We start from the raw sequence: 17,470 nt of genomic DNA on the forward strand, positions 1-17,470 counted from the left end.
CGAAATAAAGTTTGGAAAACCTATGGCTTGTGCGTTTGCGAAAGGGCAATGAAATCATCTACAAACCCCAATACGTCCTGCGCTTTTCTATGACCCAAGTACAGCGTTTTTGATACGCCTTGTTCACCAAGCGACCGACAAGTCAGGAGATCGCTTTCTTTTGATTCATCAATTAACCATTTAGGTAAAGCAGTAACACCACGTCCCGCTGCTACCATTTGTAAGATGATCTCTGTGGTTTCAATCGTTTTATGTTGCCTCACTGTGCAATTGGCAGGAGTAAGAAAATGCGTGAATACGTCCAGTCGACTGAGTTCTACGGGGTAGGTGATAAGGGTCTCATTGCTTAAGTCTTTAGGTGTGACAAATGGTTTCTCTGCCAAAGGGTGGTGCTTATCCATTACCAACACTTGTTCATATTCGAACACTGGCGTGTAGGTAATGGTTTCAAGTGAAAGAGGGTCTGGCGTGAGCAATATATCAATATCGTACCCGTGAAGCGCTTGTAAACCGCCAAAAGAGAACGCGCGGCGTACATCTACATCAACATCTGGAAAGGCTTTCAAAAAAGGCGCCACTACCTTGAGCAACCATTCAAAACACGGGTAGCACTCCATCCCAATACGTAATATGCCCTGTTTACCATCGGCGAATCTGCGTAATTGGGCTTCAGTATGCTCAAACTGGGGTAAAACTCGGTGAGCTAAGCCCAATACACTCTGACCCGCCTGAGTCAGCGTGAGTCTTCTGCCGTCTTTTTTCCAAAGCGGTACGTCAAAATGGGCTTCCAACTTTTTCATTGCGTGGCTTAACGCTGACTGGGTTAGAAAAAGCGATTTTGCCGCTTCTGTCATCGTGCCTTCAGCATCTATCGCTCTTACTATTCGTAAATGTTGTCTATCAATCATAATAAATTACAACCAGTTTAACGTTTTGGAAGAGGGCTTGGAGCAGCACTGACTATAGTCACGGCGTCCGACAGGCGAGTTTCAATTATCTCTTTTATGATAATTGATATTTCTCTAAAGGTCTTTCGTCCAGGCGCAGTGTTTCTCCACGCTAATGAGTGCTGACGCTCAATAGGCATATCGGCAATTTCACACACGTGTAACGCTTCAGGCTTGTGCAACTCAGAATGAATATAAAGCCCTGGTAGGAACGCTACACCCATGCCCATTACCACCATTTGACGCAAAGTATCGAGGCTGGTGCCCTCATAATCACGCTGTAAATCTGCCCCAATCTCATCGCAAATGCGCTGCACTTGATGATGAAAGTGATGTCGGTCTTCGAGTGTTAACACTTTCTCGCCGCTTATTTCTTCTGGCTTAACATAGGCTTTTCCTGACAATTTGTGATCAGAAGGCGTGACGAATTTTAAAGGCTCTTTGAAGAGTGGTTGCGTGATCAATTGAGAGTTTTCGCCCGAAAGTGGGGAAAGAATTAGGTCATATTCACCACGCAGTAGACCGTGTTGCAATGCGTTAGGGGCGCCTTCTCGAACATAGAAGCGCAAGCCGGGCTTCCGTTTGTGCAGATCTGGTAGCACAAAGGGAAGTAAATAAGGCCCTAGTGTTGGCGGTATCCCTAACCGGTAGGTTACAACTTCACCCTCGGACAAGTCTCGTGCAATTTCGCTGAACCGTTGAGAGGCCTGCAGCACCTCTTCCGCTGCATCAAGCAAGGCTTTACCTTGGGGAGATAACAGCGTTCCCGTGCGTGATCGTTCAAAAAGCGTTAGCCCTAAGAGGTTTTCTAGCGCACTGATCTGACTGGTCAGAGTAGGCTGACTAATTCCCAGTATTCCCGCTGCTTGCCTGAAGCTTAGGTATTTAGCCACTGCAACAAAATAGCGGATTTGGTTAATTGACGGGGTCTTTCCGTTGAACTGCATGGTGAAAATGGCTCTCTCTTACTATGCTTATAGGTAGTGTTACGTAAGCAGTGATAGTATTTAGCTATCGCGAGTTAGTATATTAAACTATTAATCTATCAGGTGAAACTGGCGTAATTACATAATCATTACAATTACTAAAAAATTGGGAGTTATATATGGATCACGTTATCTCAGGTGTTGCCAAATTCCAGAAAGAAGTTTACCCAAACAAAAAAGCTACGTTTCAAAAACTAGCTACTGGGCAGAACCCTGAAGTGCTTTTCATTACGTGCTCTGATTCACGTATCGACCCGAACTTAGTAACACAAACTGATCCGGGTGAACTATTTATCTGCCGTAATGCGGGCAACATCGTACCTCCTCACAGCAACCAAACTGGTGGCATGACAGCGTCTATTGAGTTTGCAGTTGCTGCACTGGGCGTTTCTCACATTGTTATTTGTGGCCATACTGACTGTGGTGCAATGAAAGGCGCCATCAACCCTGAAGGCTTAAGTGCGCTTCCGCATGTAAAAGAGTGGCTAGGTCATTGCCGTGTTGCAACTGAAGTTGTTAAAGAGCGCTGTGGCCATTCAGACCTTTCTATTGACGATCTAGAAGCGGTAACGAAAGAGAACGTTGTTCAGCAAATTCAGCACCTTCGTACTCACCCTGCTGTTGCTGCAAAAATTGCAACAGGTCAGGTTAAGCTTCACGGATGGGTATATAACATTGGTTCAGGTGAAGTGCTTTACTACAACACTGAGTCTGGTGAATTTGATGTAATGGACGAGTCTACTGCCGAAGCACAACTTGCTCGCGGTGAATAAGGTCTATAACGATGGTAAAAATTAACCTTTCAAACCTACGAGGCGATTTTACCGGCGGTTTAACAGCCGGTATCGTTGCTTTACCACTGGCGCTTGCACTTGGTGTCGCGTCAGGCTTAGGTCCAATGGCGGGTCTGTACGGTGCTATTGCGGTTGGCTTTTTTGCCGCACTTTTCGGTGGTACACCAGCACAGATTTCTGGTCCAACGGGGCCTATGGTTGTTGTTCTTGCAGGCTTGTTCGCAAGTCTATCGGGCGACACCAGCCTTATATTCACAGCGGTGATATTGGCCGGTATATTCCAGATTGTTTTTGGTGTCCTTGGTATTGGTCAATACATTCGCCTAGTGCCTTACCCGGTAATATCGGGCTTTATGTCGGGCATCGGTGCAATCATCATTATTCTTCAAATCGGCCGCTTACTGGGCCATGAGCCTCCAGGTGGAACAATCGGCGCATTGACATACTTGCCAACCGCGCTTGCCGATATTGATTTTGCAACCTTGGCGTTAGGCCTTGGTACCTTGGTTATTGCCTACAAATGGCCACCGCAACTAGGCAAGTATGTGCCTGGTGCACTGGCTGCACTTATCATTGGCACGCTTGTAAGTTTAGCGTTGTCTGTGCCAATTCTTGGTGATATCCCGACGGGTTTACCTAGCCTTCACCTTCCAGTATTTGACCAAAGCAAAGCACTGCTTATTCTTGAAGCCGCGTTTATTCTAGCTGTACTGGGAGCCATCGATAGTCTACTTACATCTCTTGTTGCTGATAACATGACGCGTACCCGTCACGATAGTAACAAAGAGCTAATCGGCCAAGGTATTGGTAATACATTTGCTGGTCTTATCGGCGGTATCGCAGGTGCAGGCGCAACGATGCGTACTGTTGTAAATATCCGTAGCGGTGGTAAGTACAACATTTCAGGTATGGTACACGCACTAGTTCTTCTAGCAATTGTGTTAGGTCTTAGCCCGCTAGCAGCGCAAATTCCTCACGCAGTTCTTGCTGGTATCTTGGTTAAAGTTGGCTTAGATATCATCGACTGGAGTTACTTGAAGCGCGCTCACAAAGGCCCCCGTTGGGACTTCGGCCTCATGATTATGGTGCTTGCGCTAACGGTATTTGTAGATCTGATCACAGCAGTTGGTGTTGGCGTGGTATTCGCAGCATTAGCTTACGTTAAGCAAATCGCACAGCTGCAAATTGAAGAGCTTAAGAAAATCCCTGAGTCGTTAAACGACCCTAAAGAAAATGAGCTATTGGAATCTCTTAAAGACAAAGTATCAATCTTTAGTTTTGGCGGGCCACTAAGCTTTGGTGCGGCTGCCGATTTGGGCCACCACGTTCGTGAGCGTGTGAAACCGGGTTCTAAAGTCACCATTTTAGATTTCTCGCGCGTTCCACTTATGGATGTTTCTGCTGCGATGGCAGTTGATACAGTTACCTCAGATGCACTAGCGGCAGGTCGTCAGCTGGTTATTTGTGGTGCTAATGCAGAAGTCAATAAGGTGCTTGAGGGCGTAAACGAAGCGCACCCAGGGATCCCCAACTTTGACACGCTACACGACGCCTTGCTTTACGCAGAAAAGCAAGTAGCCGGGACTGAAAGCAAAAACACCCGTTTTCAAGCCGCAACGCAGTCGTGAAGTAATATCAAGGTAAGATAAACCTTTCCCTTTTGGCCCTCCTTAGTGAGGGCTTTTTGGGTCTGTTTGGCAAAGATTTCTTTGCTAAATTTCTGGGGCAGTTTATAGCTGATGCGTGTTTACTTGGATGTCATTGAATAAACAAACATGGAAAATGTTTTATTAATTGATTGTTCAATTAAACTTAACGCTACTGTAACAATTCCTCCCTAGAGTAGTGAGTAAACATTACACAACTACTTTGGGAAACACATGAAAACACACAATAAACTCTCGTTAGCTGTACTTGCAGCACTTTCGTCTATGACTACACCTACAGTGGCGTGGGCAGAGGAAGCAGAGCGTGCTGACGAAGAGCGCATAGAAGAAATTACCGTTGTTGGGCGAAGCGTTTCTTACGCGAATAACGCAACAAGCGACGATATGTTTAAACAACAGGCTAATCTTAGCAGTGTGTTAGCCGCGGTTGATAACCTGCCGGGTGTGCTTATTAACGAAGGTGATACCTTTGGGGCTGATGACTGGTCAACGTCTATTGTTATTCGTGGCTTTCAAGTAAACCTAAATGAGCAGCAAATTGGCATGACAGTAGATGGCATCGCTAACGGTAACTCGAATTACGGTGGTGGCGCGAAAGCGAATCGCTATATTGATACCGAAAACGTAAAAGGTGTTGAAGTTTCTCAGGGTACGGCGGATATCGCTTCCCGTTCACACGAAGCCTTGGGCGGCACACTGAATTTCACCACCATTAACCCGTCTGCGGAGCAGGGCTTAATAACCAGTGTAACTGCGGGTTCATTTGATGCGTCAAAATACTATGTACGCTACGAAACAGGCGAAATCTTTAAAGATACTTACGCGTGGATAAGCCTTTCAAGTCAAGAAAGTTCTGACTTTATGCAGCAGGCAGCAGAGAACACCCGTGATCATTTAGCCATGAAGTTTATCTCTACCGTTAACGACGTGTCTCTTACAGGTTACCTGTCTTACGACGATACCCACGAAGATAACTACCAGCGCATATACGGGCTGGCGCAATATGAGCAAAATCCAGATTGGGACCAGTTAACTGACGAGTGGACAGGCGTGCCTTATCAAGATCAGGCGTATCGTCGAGGTTGGTCTACCCTACGCGAAAACCTTTTCGCTTATTTACAGGCTGACTTTACTATTGGCCAGGTCGATTTTATGACTAACGTGTATTATCACGACAATGAAGGACGCGGCGAATGGGTTCCACCCTATATTGTTGATATCACTGATGACGGAGCAGAAGGGCACTCAGAGCTTATTGTTGGAAATACAGTATTCGGTGGAGAGGAGCTGGGACAAATCTACTTTGTTGATAGACAAGGCAACCAGCTAAGCCCTATTGAGGGGTGTCAAAGCTCACTGACCTTCCCTTATGGTGGTGCAGGTGCAGAATATGACCCAGGCTGTCATGCGCAAGGCGCTATTCCCGTGGGCTCATATCGTCACACCCATTATGATAAAGAGCGTTTTGGCATTAATGCTGATGCTGTGTGGTACACCAAAATTGGTGATTTTGATAATACCGTACGTTTTGGTATTTGGTGGGAAGACTATGAGCGTGGCGAGTCTCGCGATTGGCATAAAATTACCAACTCGTCTATTAGCGTCGATTATGACAACGTGCCTTACTGGGTGCAGTACGATAGAACCTTCCCAGTTGATACCTTGATGTACTATGTGGAAGATGAGCTTGATCTAGGCTTTGCCCGCATTCGCGCTGGTGCCAAGAAGTTTAACGTAGATATCGAGAAAACGGACAACTTTGATTCAGCCAACAACTTAGCGGTGAATACTGACTCAGATACCTTATTCTCTGCCGGTATCGTTGCACCTTTACCCATTGAAGGAGTGGAAGTTTTCGCAGGTTACGGTGAGAACTTTGCGGCAATCAAAGATGCACAACTAGAGCGCAACGATACTGACCTTCGCTTTATAAAGCCAGAAACCGCTGACAACATTGACGTAGGTTTCCGCTACTCTTCACCTGGTTTCAATGCCAGCGTGACCTACTACAATATTGAGTTTAACGACCGTATTCAATTTACCAGTAACGAAACCTCAGAGGGTATAGACTTTCTTGAAGCAGCCGCGGGTGGATACAAAAACGTGGGCGGTATTGAGTCTAGCGGTTTTGAAATTTCAGCAGACATTATGTTAACCGAAGAGTTTTCGTTGTTCACTTCTATTACCTTAAGCGAGTCAGAATATGTTGCGACGGTAGGTAGTTCAGGTACGCAATACGATACACTTGACGATGCGCTGGCAGCCATCGCTGACCCTGAAAACCCTGAAGTGTCACTGGTAGCTATTGAAGGTAATACGGTTATCGGTACGCCTGACACTATGGCGGTAATTAGTCTTGATTGGGCACGCGATAACTACTTTGCAGGCCTGTCTACCAAGTACGTTGATAGCCGCTACCTGGATATTGATAATGCGGCACAAGTTGATGACTATATCGTTAGCGACTTCTATATTGGCGGCTTTATCGAAAACATTGGTTCAGGTGCTGAAGAGCTAGAAGTGCGTTTAACAGTAAACAACCTGTTTGATGAAGACTATGCGTCTACCATTGCACCAGGTGCATTTTGGATTGGCGCACCTCGCGCTGTTGCAGTCAACGCACGCTTAACCTTTTAATCGTGATATCATGCCTGCGGCGGCATTGTGCTGTCGCAGGTTATTTTTTAGATTTAAGGTTTGGAGTTGTAGCATGCCCAAGGTGGGAATGGAGCCAGTTCGCAAGAAGCAATTAATAGAAGCAACGCTAGAAGTGATGGCAGAAGTTGGCTATCACGGTACAACGATTAGCTTAATTAGTAGAAGAGCTGGGCTTTCTTCAGGGATAATCAGTCACTATTTTGGTGACAAGCAAGGTTTAATTGAAGCAACGATGCGCCACCTTCTCGATGCGCTAAAAATCACGCAGCGTATTGACGATCCCCTAGAGCGGATAGATTTCATTATTGAAAATAACTTTTCACAAACGCAAGGGGCGAGTTCCGCCACCAATACCTGGTTTAACTTCTGGGCGTTGTCACTACACAACGAAGGCTTGCATCGTTTGCAGTGTATTAACCACAAACGCTTAGAGCGTAATTTAGCGTTTAGTTACCGCAAGCTACTTAAACCTGAGCAGGTCAAAAACGCCGCTGCGTCTACCGCTGCATTAATTGATGGGTATTGGCTTCGTTATTCCATGGGCAGTGTGGGTAACGGTGATTTTTCAGAAGCTGTAGCCCGTTGTAAGCAATACGTTCGCGATTTAGTTGCCCAATACGGAAGATAAATAAGCAAACGGAAGTTAAACAAGTACTCGCGGCTGGCGTATAAGTACCACTGATCGAATACTGATTAGAGAAATAAAAAGGGCGGTTCGAGATAAGTCGAACCGCCCTTTTTAATTATCTACACTTTCTAAATGAGCTATGCGGACTGGTATTAGCTGGCGCCAGATACAAATCTCTATCCGGCGCGAGAAGCTAGCATGTGCTCACTAAGTGCTAAACTCAATGAGCTACCAAATTCTAACGCGTTCTTCAGGCGCAAGATAAAGTGCATCACCTGGTTTCACGTCAAACGCTTCATACCATGCATCATGGTTTCTTGGAGCTTGTGCACGATAACGACCTGGCGCGTGTGTACCTGCGCGAAGTTGATTCAACATGCTTTCTTCAGTGCGTTTTTCTTTCCACACTTGTGCCCATGCAAGGAAGAAACGCTGATCGCCTGTTAGGCCGTCAATTACCGGCGCTTCTTTGCCGTTAAGGCTAAGTTTGTAGGCGTGGTAAGCCATGGCTAGACCACCCACGTCACCAATGTTTTCACCCAAGCTGTTGCGACCATTTACGAAGTTACCTTCGATAGGCTCGTACTGGCTGTATTGCTCGGCTAGCATATCCGCTTTTTCTTCAAACGCTGCGCGGTCAGCATCGGTCCACCAGTTGCGCTGAATACCGTTTGCATCTGACTTCGAGCCTTGATCGTCAAAACCATGTCCCATTTCGTGACCAATTACCGCACCGATTGCACCGTAGTTAACTGCTGCGTCGGCGTTTGGATCAAAGAATGGTGGTTGCAAAATAGCCGCTGGGAATACAATTTCGTTGAACGAGCTATTGTAGTAGGCGTTAACGCGCTGCGGTGTCATACCCCAGCGATTGCGATCCGTTTTCTCTAGCTCACGTTCTACCGATTGGTCTTGGAAGAATGTGCGTAGGTTTCGAACATTGCCTACTAAGTCTTTGTCGCTGATGGTTACGCCGTCGAAAGACTGCCATTCGTCTGGGTAGCCAATTTTAGGGTTAAATGCCATTAGCTTTTCTTTGGCATTTACCTTGGTTTCTTCGCTCATCCAGTCTAGGTTTTCAATACGCTCACCTAGTGCTGTACGCAAGTTTTCAACCAGCTCTGCCATCTGCTCTTTTGAGCTTTCTGGGAAGTATTCGTTTACGTAAATCTTGCCTATAGCAAAACCAAGTGACTCAGTACCAGACATTTGGCTCACTGCGCGTTTCCAACGAGGACGAGGCTCTTGCTGGCCGCTTAGTGTACGACCAAAGAAGTCAAAGTTGGCTAGGTAGATATCTTCAGAAAGGAAATCCGCATTGTTTGAAATAGTGTGATATTTCAAATACGACTTCCAATCAGCGAGATCAGCTTCGTTAATAATTTTAATAACGTCTTTCACTGGCTCAGGCTGTGTAATATTTAGCTCAGGTACCTTATAACCGGTTTGAGCAAAATACGTATCCCAATCAAAGCCAGGGTACTCGTCAGACAGCTTGCTACGTTCAATCTGGTTAAGAGTAAGATCGCGGTCACGGCGTTTTTCGCGAGGCCACTGAATTTCTGCAATTTGTGTTTCAAGGGCAAGAATGTTTGCTGCTTTTTCGGCTGCGTTTTCTTCGCCTGCAAAATTAAGCATTTGCTCGATGTGTGCTACGTAAGCTTCACGAATCTTAACAAAACGTTCGCTATCGCTCAGGTAGTAATCGCGATCAGGAAGACCCAAACCACCTACGCCAACACTTAACTGGTATTCGTTCGGGTCAAGACGGTTGTACCACATGCCACCGTAAATTGGTGTGCTTGAACCTACCAACCAGCTATTACCAAACGCTTTGGTTAGGTCAGTTCTATTCTCAATGCTATCAATAGAGGTTAGTACGTCTTTAATCGGCTCAATACCTTTTTCGTTGATGGTATCGGTATCCATGTAAGCAACGAAAAAGTCGTGAACAAGCTTCTCTTCTGCATTCAGCGAAGACTTTTCCATTAGCCCATCAATGATGTTTTTAACTTGCTCTTCACTACGCTCTGCAAGACCCGTAAACGCGCCGTAGCGAGTTTTGTCAGCGGGCAGCTCGTAGTTGTCGTACCATGTACCGCTCGCGTACATGAAGAAGTCATCACCAGGTTTTACCGCTTCATTGCGAGCGGTTAAGTCTACGCCAAAAGAGCCTAGTTCCGCTTCGCCCTTCATTTCTGGCGCTTCAACATTGCTAGTTTGTTCTTGGGCTTTTTCAGGCTGACCGCAACCAGCAAGTCCCAAAGATGCCGCAATCGCTACGGCAAGAAGTTTATATTTCATCGTTTTTCTCGTTGTGATTATAAGTGTCGTCGTTAGATGCAGTGACACTCGTTGTTTTTAAAGTAGGCATAAATTCCTTGTTAAACGGTAAAGCATTCCGTGCCTGATTAAAATAGCTTGCGATATGTGGCGTTTCTCGCTGTAAAAAGTCTGCTACAGCAGTGTGAAACGACGGATGTTGTAATTTGTGATGAGAACGGCAATAAATGGGCTCGAAGCCTCGAAGTATTTTATGTTCACCTTGGGTGCCGGGATTAAAAAGCGATAGCTTTTTCTCAATGGCAAATTCAATGCCTTCAAAATAACAGCAGGCAAAATGTAGCCCGTCTATTTCTTTCTGTGCTCCCCAGTATCTTCCATACAGTCCTGTCTCATCGTAGAAAAAGAGGGCGCTGGCTACTGCTACCTCATTCTCTACTGCCGTAACTATAAGCATGTTCTCGCTCATGCTCTCGACAAGCTGTTCAAAGAACGCATCATTCAAATATCCCACGTGACCGCTTCGTTTTAAATAGGTTGCTTTGTAACACTTTGTGAAAAACTGCAGTGTCTCTGGACTAATCTCATTGCCGGTATGATGGGTAAAGCGGACGCCTTGCTCGTTCAGTTTACGTCGACTTTTCTTGATATCTTTTCTTTTGCGGGAGGTAAGCGCGTTAAGAAAATCGTCGAAATCACCATAACCGTAGTTATGCCACTGAAACTGAACTGCGTATCGGGTCAGGTAGTGGTTGGGAATACTGGGTTGAACTTTGAATTGGTCATTAGGCAAATCATCGGTTAACTCACTAGCCTCAGACTCGCCTTTACCAATGAGTTGAGCCGAGGTGCTTTCATTGGGAAATAGCCAATGAAAAGAAGATAAAGCCTCACCAAATACGGACTCTACATACGCTGTCAGTGTATTTTCCAGTTCACTTAAAAGCGCCGGAGTAAGCACAATTTGCCCATCAGAAAGTAGTCTAGAACCTGTTACGGGGGTGAAGGGGATGGCCGATATCCACTTAGGATAATAGTCGAGACCGTGCTGTGCATAAGCATTAGCCCACGCGTGGTCGAACACGTATTCACCGTAGCTATGAGTTTTCAGGTAGCCAGGAATAACAAGATTTGCAGCCTCATGCTTACCTCTCGCTATAGCGATATGGCAAGGCTGCCACCCAGATTCATTGCTGCACGAGCCGCTGCGTTCTAGCGCATGTAAAAATTCATAAGAAACAAAGGGACCCGCTTCTTTCGCGAGGTATTGCCAGCGCTCTTTAGAGAACTGTTCAATCGAATCTATTATTGTTATGCGATAGTTGGATGCTGTCATGCAGTTTACATCATGTAGAGGTTAAGTGCGTAAAACGTTAGATAGTCGCAATCTACGAGTAATTAACGCTAAAATAACGCGGTTTCTACGTTTAATACAGAAGAGTAATTTTACAAAAATGTCAGAGTTCGACCGAAAAATCATTACCGACGCGATTACTCGCATGCTGGCACGACGAGAGCATAGCTTAAACGAAATTATGCGAAAGTTGCAGCAGAAGGGAATAGCGAGTGATGCTTTCATGCCTATTCTGGGGGAATTCAAAGATGCTGATATCCAAAGCGATGCTAGATTTGCAGAAAGCCGAGCTCGCGCACTGTACTTAAAAGGGAAGGGACCCCGCGCGATTAAATTAGACTTACAGCAATACGGTGTTGATGAAAGTACTGCAGAACACGCAATGAGAGAGATTGACGCTGACTGGTTTGAAAGTGCTAAAAAAGTAAAAGAGAAAAAGTTTGGCGACTTTTATGAAACCGAATTCGCGTTGAGACAAAAGCAGAAACAATTTCTTCAATATCGTGGCTTTTACCAAGATCACATTGAATATGCGGTAAGCGCAAACGAATCTAGCTAAAACGGCTGATTTATGCTCATGTTTACCGACAAATAGATGCCGTTGGCGATTCGTTTTATGAATACTGGCTATTTTCGTCTGCTTAAAGTGAAATTTGGGCCTATCTTCTCCCCGTTACACTTAACAAAATTGCGTTATCCATGGTATTGTTGCGCAAATTTGTGTGCATTTTAATTATCCAGAGAATTATAGCGAGGATAAGCGTATTGCGTATTCGCAAACTGCCCCGATTATAAAGCTCATTAGAACAGGCAAATCACACGTTTCAAAAATAGAATAAAGGAAGTTAGGTTTTCAATGACATTATCAACTGCTGACTTACGTAACAAGTTTATCGATTATTTTAAAAGCCATGGCCACCAAGCGGTGGCGAGCTCGTCACTGGTTCCGGCAGATGATCCCACACTTCTTTTTACTAACGCGGGCATGAACCAGTTTAAAGACTGTTTTTTAGGTGCGGAAAAACGCAGCTATACCCGTGCGGTATCGTCACAGCGCTGCGTTCGCGCAGGTGGTAAGCATAACGACCTTGAGAACGTAGGTTACACTGCGCGTCACCATACCTTTTTTGAAATGCTGGGTAATTTCAGCTTTGGCGATTATTTCAAAAAAGAAGCGATAGAGTTTGCGTGGAATTTCCTTACCAAAGAAATTGGTTTGCCAAAAGAAAAGCTCTTAGTCACCGTTTATTCTGAAGATGACGAAGCTTTCGACATCTGGGAAAACCATATTGGTGTTCCAAAAGAAAAGATTATTCGCATTAGTACGTCAGATAACTTCTGGTCTATGGGCGATACCGGTCCATGTGGTCCTTGTTCTGAAATCTTTTACGATCACGGTGCGCACATTTGGGGAGGTCCTCCGGGAACACCAGAAGAAGACGGCGACCGCTTTATCGAAATTTGGAACCTGGTATTTATGCAGTTTAACAAACAAGCTGACGGTACCATGGAGCCACTCCCTAAGCCTTCAATCGATACCGGTATGGGCCTAGAACGTATTTCCGCTATCTTGCAGAACGTGCACAGCAACTACGAGATCGACCTTTTCCAAAACTTGATCAAATCAGCAGCATCAATTGTTGGAAGCGAAGATTTAGAAAATAAATCGCTACGGGTCATCGCCGATCACATTCGTTCGTGCAGCTTCTTAATTTGCGATGGCGTTATGCCATCAAATGAAGGGCGCGGATACGTATTACGTCGCATTATTCGTCGCGCTGTCCGCCACGGCTATCAACTTGGCGCAAACGATATTTTCTTCTATAAGCTTGTAGCATCACTTGCCAAAGAAATGGGTGAAGCGTATCCAGAACTTGTAGACCAGCTACCGGTAATTGAAAAAGTACTACGTGTTGAAGAAGAGCAGTTTAGCAAAACGTTAGCCCGTGGTATGGCTATCCTAAACGATACACTAGAAACTCTAGAAGGCGACACAGTGCCGGGTGACGTAGTGTTCAAGCTTTACGACACCTATGGTTTCCCTACTGACTTAACCAATGATGTAGCGCGTGAGCACGACCTTAAGATTGACGAAGAAGGTTTTGAAGCTGCTATGCAAGCACAACGTGCCCGTGCACAGCAGGCTAGCAACTTTGGTGCAGACTACAATAGTAAACTCGCCATTGACCACACAACCTCATTTACTGGGTACACCGATGTAGAAGGCCAGGCGAATGTGGTTGAACTTATTGCCGACAATGCGTTTGTTGAGAAGCTTGAAGACGGTCAAGAAGGCGTTGTGGTATTAGACAGCACACCGTTCTACGCTGAAAGCGGTGGTCAGGCAGGTGACAAAGGTGTGCTTCGCGTGGCAAACGGTGAATTCATCGTTACTGACACCCAAAAAATGGGTAATGCGTTTGCACACAAAGGTATTGCTAAAGGTTCGGTATCTAAAGGTGATACGGCAACCGCAGCGATTGATGCAGCAAATCGTGAAGCCATTAAAAAGAACCACAGCGCAACGCATTTACTTCATGCAGCACTGCGTGAAATTTTAGGTGAGCACGTAACTCAGAAAGGTTCATTGGTTGAAGCGCCGCGCATGCGTTTTGACTTCTCGCATTTTGAGGCAGTAACGGCTGAGCAACTTGCTGAGATTGAAAGACGAGTTAACCAAGAAATACGTGCAAACCACACGTTAGCAACTGAACTAATGGATTTGGATGAAGCCAAAGCATCAGGCGCAATGGCGCTATTTGGTGAAAAGTACGACGAAAAAGTTCGCGTGGTAACCATGGGGCCATTCTCTGTTGAGCTATGTGGTGGTACTCACGTTACACGTACTGGTGATATTGGCTTGTTTAAAATTACCAGTGAAGCGGGTATTGCATCGGGCGTTCGACGTATCGAAGCAGTTACTGGCGAGCATGCACTTGAAGTCGTGCAAACCCAACAAGCGACACTGTCTTCATTGTCTGCGTTATTGAAAACAGACAGCCAAAATGTACTTGATCGCGTAGTTTCTCTACAAAATCAGACTAAAGAACTAGAAAAAGCACTCAATTCTGCGAAACAAAAATTGGCGAGTCAGCAAGGTGCTGATATGCTTAGTAATGCAGTAGAGATAAATGGCGTTAAAGTTCTTATTGCGAATTTGGAAGGTGTTGAAGCGAAGTCATTGCGTTCAATGATGGATGACATTAAAAACCGAATTGGTGAAGGGATCGTAGTATTAGGTGTGGCTAATGACGCGAAAGTGAATCTTATTGCTGGCGTTACTAAAAACCTCACTAGTAAAGTTAAAGCGGGCGAGCTAGTTAACTTTGTTGCATCACAAGTAGGTGGCAAAGGGGGCGGTCGTCCAGATATGGCACAGGCAGGCGGTGACCAGCCTGAAAACTTGGGCCAGGCGCTAGATTCGGTTAACGCTTGGTTACAAGATAAGCTATAATTATTTTTGTGTATAACAGTGAGTTTTTGAAGTGACGCAGAAACATGGAATCACTGTCGCTTCCATCGGGTCGTGCCGATGGGTTGGCAAATCTTAATGGATGATGTTCAGTATTAAGGAACAGGAGCAAGCGAATGCTTATTTTGACTCGTCGAGTTGGTGAAACGCTTATGGTTGGTGACGATGTAACCGTTACCGTACTAGGTGTAAAAGGGAATCAGGTACGTATCGGTGTGAATGCACCAAAAGAAGTTTCTGTGCACCGTGAAGAGATATACATGCGCATTCAAGCAGAAAAAGGCGGTCAGCCAGGCTCTGCAGAATAATTGCATTATACGCTTCATTGGAAAAGGTCAGCTTACGCTGGCCTTTTTTGTTTTAAGTGACTAAATCTTATCGGGCTTTAGCGCAAGTCTATTGTTTCTGTTCTATTTCGCCAGAAATGACGTTGTGATGTCTCGCGCTAACGACCAAGTTAAGTCTCTGGGTCGTGCACAGCTTTTTTCTAGCACAATGCCTTCTGGGTGGACGATTTTTAAATAGAGACATATACCGCTTTATTTGAGATTTTGGAGTGTTTTTAAATAACTTAAGTAAGTAATACGAATCAGCGTACTTGGTTATGAACAAATAAATTCAAAACTTTTTGATATTATTTTTGAAAAATTGACTAAATTATTAAGGCGGGTCAGTTAAAACTGCAATGAAGCTGCGCATATTCAAATGCAAATTAACGAGCATCGTTAAATAAAATTCGGTTTAATTGCTTGTATTGCGAACAAATTACTGGTTTTTTGCTCGAATCGTTTAAAATGGCAGCGGGTGAACAATTTCTTTATAAAAAAGGTTTGACTCAGGCCAATGAATCCGTAAAATGCACCCCGCAGTCAAGGAGAGGTGGGTGAGTGGCTGAAACCAGTTCCCTGCTAAGGAACCATACGCATATACGCGTATCGAGGGTTCGAATCCCTCCCTCTCCGCCATTATTCGTTGGCAGTGACGGCCAACAACAAGTTTTGCGCGTGTGTAGCTCAGCTGGATAGAGTACCTGGCTACGAACCAGGCGGTCGGAGGTTCGAATCCTTCCACACGCGCCACTTATTTTAAAGCGTCACCTTTTGAGGTAGAATTCAAAAGTACACAAGTTTACGCGTGTGTAGCTCAGCTGGATAGAGTACCTGGCTACGAACCAGGCGGTCGGAGGTTCGAATCCTTCCACACGCGCCACTTATTTTAAAGCGTCACCTTTTGAGGTAGAATTCAAAAGTACACAAGTTTACGCGTGTGTAGCTCAGCTGGATAGAGTACCTGGCTACGAACCAGGCGGTCGGAGGTTCGAATCCTTCCACACGCGCCACTTATTTTAAAGCGTCACCTTTTGAGGTAGAATTCAAAAGTACACAAGTTTACGCGTGTGTAGCTCAGCTGGATAGAGTACCTGGCTACGAACCAGGCGGTCGGAGGTTCGAATCCTTCCACACGCGCCACTTATTTTAAAGCGTCACCTTTTGAGGTAGAATTCAAAAGTACACAAGTTTACGCGTGTGTAGCTCAGCTGGATAGAGTACCTGGCTACGAACCAGGCGGTCGGAGGTTCGAATCCTTCCACACGCGCCATATTGAAAAACCCACCTTTTTAGGTGGGTTTTTTCATTTTTACTCCTTTTATTTTTGTTCTCTCCACTTTCGTCTAAGCGCGCTGTTTAAAATTTAAGCTAAACTTAATGTGTTTAACAGCAGTAAAGCGCGAGGTACGCTATGGCACATCCATCTACTACTTTTCGATTTTTAGCAGAACCTACCGACGTAAACTTTGGCGGTAACGTTCACGGTGGCATGCTCTCTATAACAGCTTAATGAAATGGATTGACCAAGCAGCCTATGCCTGTGCCGCGCAGTGGTCGAAATGCTATTGCGTTACAGTTTCATCGAACGGTATTCGCTTTATAAAGCCAATAAAGGTAGGTCAACTCGTAGAAATAACCGCATCGTTGGTACACACTGGAGCGTCAAGTATGCATATCTATGTTGTGGTTAAATCGGGCGACGCCACGGAAAACACTACGTCTGTCGCAAATCGCTGTTTTATAACTTTTATGGCGGTGCATGCGAAAGATTTCGCTAAACAGCTAGACAGTGACTTTACGGAAAATATAGGCTTTCATTAAGGTGTGAGTATAAATGAACGTAAACGTAGATTGCTGGCATCGGCAACGCTTATGCTAATTCCTAAAATATGCTTTTGTTGCAAATTTATTAAGAAATAATGCATTAAGTTTCATTTTGGCGGGTTTTATTCATTTTAAAGTGTTTTTTTATGCTGCTTTGTTGTGTTTTGAAAAACCACGTGATACTTATTCAGGTACAAAATAACAACAGGATTGAATATGAATTCGGGATCCGTCGCTAGCCTGCTCTTTGAAGCGGGTTCTCTTATGCTTATAGGAATGATATTTGTTTTCTCATTCTTAGGGCTTCTTATTGTGGGTATTCATCTCATTGCCCGATTTTGTGAAGCTTTTCCCGGTGAAATAGCAGAGCCTTCAGCTCATTTAAAAGGGCCTTCAGCTAATTTAAAAGGGCCTTCAGCTAATTTGAGTCGAAACAATCAAGCGGTACAACCAGGAATAGACGGAAACTTTATCGCGGCTATTTCTGCCGCAATTCATACCCATCGCCAAAATTCTAAAAAATAAAGT

12 protein-coding genes, 6 tRNA genes and 1 pseudogene are annotated in these 17,470 nt (G+C 45.0%); 15 read left to right on the plus strand and 4 right to left on the minus strand.

The genetic code is table 11. The annotated features are described in order from the left end of the window. Positions 1-20: 20 nt before the first annotated feature. Both QME20_RS05090 and QME20_RS05095 read right to left on the minus strand, forming a co-directional pair. Positions 21-908, minus strand: coding sequence for a LysR family transcriptional regulator (locus QME20_RS05090; protein ID WP_039223024.1), 888 nt, complete (start codon positions 906-908; stop codon positions 21-23). Between the two features lie 17 nt (positions 909-925). Further along, positions 926-1,894: a hydrogen peroxide-inducible genes activator gene (locus QME20_RS05095; protein ID WP_014978617.1), complete on the minus strand. Its 969-nt coding sequence runs from the start codon at positions 1,892-1,894 to the stop codon at positions 926-928. A 158-nt stretch (positions 1,895-2,052) separates the two neighbouring features. Here QME20_RS05095 and QME20_RS05100 point away from each other — a divergent pair, with 158 nt between their 5' ends. The 4 genes from QME20_RS05100 to betI all read left to right on the plus strand — a co-directional run bounded on the left by QME20_RS05100 (position 2,053) and on the right by betI (position 7,680). After that, positions 2,053-2,706, plus strand: coding sequence for a carbonic anhydrase (locus QME20_RS05100; protein ID WP_014948664.1), 654 nt, complete (start codon positions 2,053-2,055; stop codon positions 2,704-2,706). Positions 2,707-2,717: 11 nt separating this feature from the next. After that, positions 2,718-4,355, plus strand: a complete 1,638-nt coding sequence (locus QME20_RS05105; protein WP_049587661.1) for a SulP family inorganic anion transporter — start codon at positions 2,718-2,720, stop codon at positions 4,353-4,355. A gap of 252 nt (positions 4,356-4,607) precedes the next feature. After that, entirely contained in the window at positions 4,608-7,031 is a 2,424-nt protein-coding gene (locus QME20_RS05110; protein ID WP_014948666.1) for a TonB-dependent receptor, read from the plus strand. Between the two features lie 73 nt (positions 7,032-7,104). Beyond that, positions 7,105-7,680, plus strand: coding sequence for a transcriptional regulator BetI (gene betI / locus QME20_RS05115; protein WP_269719572.1), 576 nt, complete (start codon positions 7,105-7,107; stop codon positions 7,678-7,680). Between the two features lie 228 nt (positions 7,681-7,908). On the opposite strand, the gene QME20_RS05120 is transcribed toward betI, so the two are convergent. After that, a complete protein-coding gene (locus QME20_RS05120) occupies positions 7,909-9,984 on the minus strand; it encodes a M13 family metallopeptidase (RefSeq protein WP_168532398.1) in 2,076 nt (691 codons plus the stop codon). Further along, a complete protein-coding gene (locus QME20_RS05125) occupies positions 9,974-11,299 on the minus strand; it encodes a GNAT family N-acetyltransferase (RefSeq protein ID WP_168532396.1) in 1,326 nt (441 codons plus the stop codon). The genes QME20_RS05120 and QME20_RS05125 overlap by 11 nt, the downstream gene beginning before the upstream one ends. A 118-nt stretch (positions 11,300-11,417) precedes the next feature. Between QME20_RS05125 and QME20_RS05130 the strand changes: the two genes are divergently transcribed. The 11 genes and pseudogenes from QME20_RS05130 to QME20_RS05180 all read left to right on the plus strand — a co-directional run bounded on the left by QME20_RS05130 (position 11,418) and on the right by QME20_RS05180 (position 17,467). Then, entirely contained in the window at positions 11,418-11,876 is a 459-nt protein-coding gene (locus QME20_RS05130; protein ID WP_168532394.1) for a regulatory protein RecX, read from the plus strand. A 297-nt stretch (positions 11,877-12,173) separates the two neighbouring features. After that, positions 12,174-14,771 carry an alanine--tRNA ligase gene (gene alaS, locus QME20_RS05135; protein ID WP_014948671.1) on the plus strand — a complete coding sequence of 866 codons (2,598 nt, stop codon included), beginning with the start codon at positions 12,174-12,176 and terminating at the stop codon, positions 14,769-14,771. A 134-nt stretch (positions 14,772-14,905) separates the two neighbouring features. Beyond that, positions 14,906-15,097 carry a carbon storage regulator CsrA gene (gene csrA, locus QME20_RS05140; RefSeq protein ID WP_012517705.1) on the plus strand — a complete coding sequence of 64 codons (192 nt, stop codon included), beginning with the start codon at positions 14,906-14,908 and terminating at the stop codon, positions 15,095-15,097. Between the two features lie 565 nt (positions 15,098-15,662). After that, positions 15,663-15,754 (plus strand) — tRNA-Ser (locus QME20_RS05145). 37 nt (positions 15,755-15,791) lie between these two features. Then, positions 15,792-15,868, plus strand: a tRNA-Arg gene (locus QME20_RS05150). 53 nt (positions 15,869-15,921) lie between these two features. Beyond that, a tRNA-Arg gene (locus QME20_RS05155) sits at positions 15,922-15,998 on the plus strand. 53 nt (positions 15,999-16,051) lie between these two features. Next, a tRNA-Arg gene (locus QME20_RS05160) sits at positions 16,052-16,128 on the plus strand. A 53-nt stretch (positions 16,129-16,181) separates the two neighbouring features. Beyond that, positions 16,182-16,258: transfer RNA gene (locus QME20_RS05165), tRNA-Arg, on the plus strand. 53 nt (positions 16,259-16,311) lie between these two features. Continuing rightward, a tRNA-Arg gene (locus QME20_RS05170) sits at positions 16,312-16,388 on the plus strand. Between the two features lie 141 nt (positions 16,389-16,529). After that, a pseudogene (locus tag QME20_RS05175) lies at positions 16,530-16,939 on the plus strand (acyl-CoA thioesterase). Between the two features lie 219 nt (positions 16,940-17,158). Beyond that, entirely contained in the window at positions 17,159-17,467 is a 309-nt protein-coding gene (locus QME20_RS05180; protein WP_168532392.1) for an OadG family transporter subunit, read from the plus strand. Positions 17,468-17,470 lie beyond the last annotated feature (3 nt).

Origin of the sequence: Alteromonas sp. CyTr2 (assembly GCF_947311905.1) — a bacterium.
In the GTDB taxonomy this organism is placed as follows: Bacteria; Pseudomonadota; Gammaproteobacteria; order Enterobacterales; family Alteromonadaceae; genus Alteromonas; species Alteromonas macleodii.

Coding starts and splice junctions, on each gene's coding strand:
- QME20_RS05110 (WP_014948666.1), top strand. CDS start 4,608: ATGAAAACACACAATAAACTCTCGTTAGCTGTACTTGCAGCACTTTCG.
- QME20_RS05180 (WP_168532392.1), top strand. CDS start 17,159: ATGAATTCGGGATCCGTCGCTAGCCTGCTCTTTGAAGCGGGTTCTCTT.
- csrA (WP_012517705.1), top strand. CDS start 14,906: ATGCTTATTTTGACTCGTCGAGTTGGTGAAACGCTTATGGTTGGTGAC.
- QME20_RS05130 (WP_168532394.1), top strand. CDS start 11,418: ATGTCAGAGTTCGACCGAAAAATCATTACCGACGCGATTACTCGCATG.
- alaS (WP_014948671.1), top strand. CDS start 12,174: ATGACATTATCAACTGCTGACTTACGTAACAAGTTTATCGATTATTTT.
- QME20_RS05095 (WP_014978617.1), bottom strand. CDS start 1,894: ATGCAGTTCAACGGAAAGACCCCGTCAATTAACCAAATCCGCTATTTT.
- QME20_RS05090 (WP_039223024.1), bottom strand. CDS start 908: ATGATTGATAGACAACATTTACGAATAGTAAGAGCGATAGATGCTGAA.
- QME20_RS05100 (WP_014948664.1), top strand. CDS start 2,053: ATGGATCACGTTATCTCAGGTGTTGCCAAATTCCAGAAAGAAGTTTAC.
- betI (WP_269719572.1), top strand. CDS start 7,105: ATGCCCAAGGTGGGAATGGAGCCAGTTCGCAAGAAGCAATTAATAGAA.
- QME20_RS05125 (WP_168532396.1), bottom strand. CDS start 11,299: ATGACAGCATCCAACTATCGCATAACAATAATAGATTCGATTGAACAG.
- QME20_RS05105 (WP_049587661.1), top strand. CDS start 2,718: ATGGTAAAAATTAACCTTTCAAACCTACGAGGCGATTTTACCGGCGGT.
- QME20_RS05120 (WP_168532398.1), bottom strand. CDS start 9,984: ATGAAATATAAACTTCTTGCCGTAGCGATTGCGGCATCTTTGGGACTT.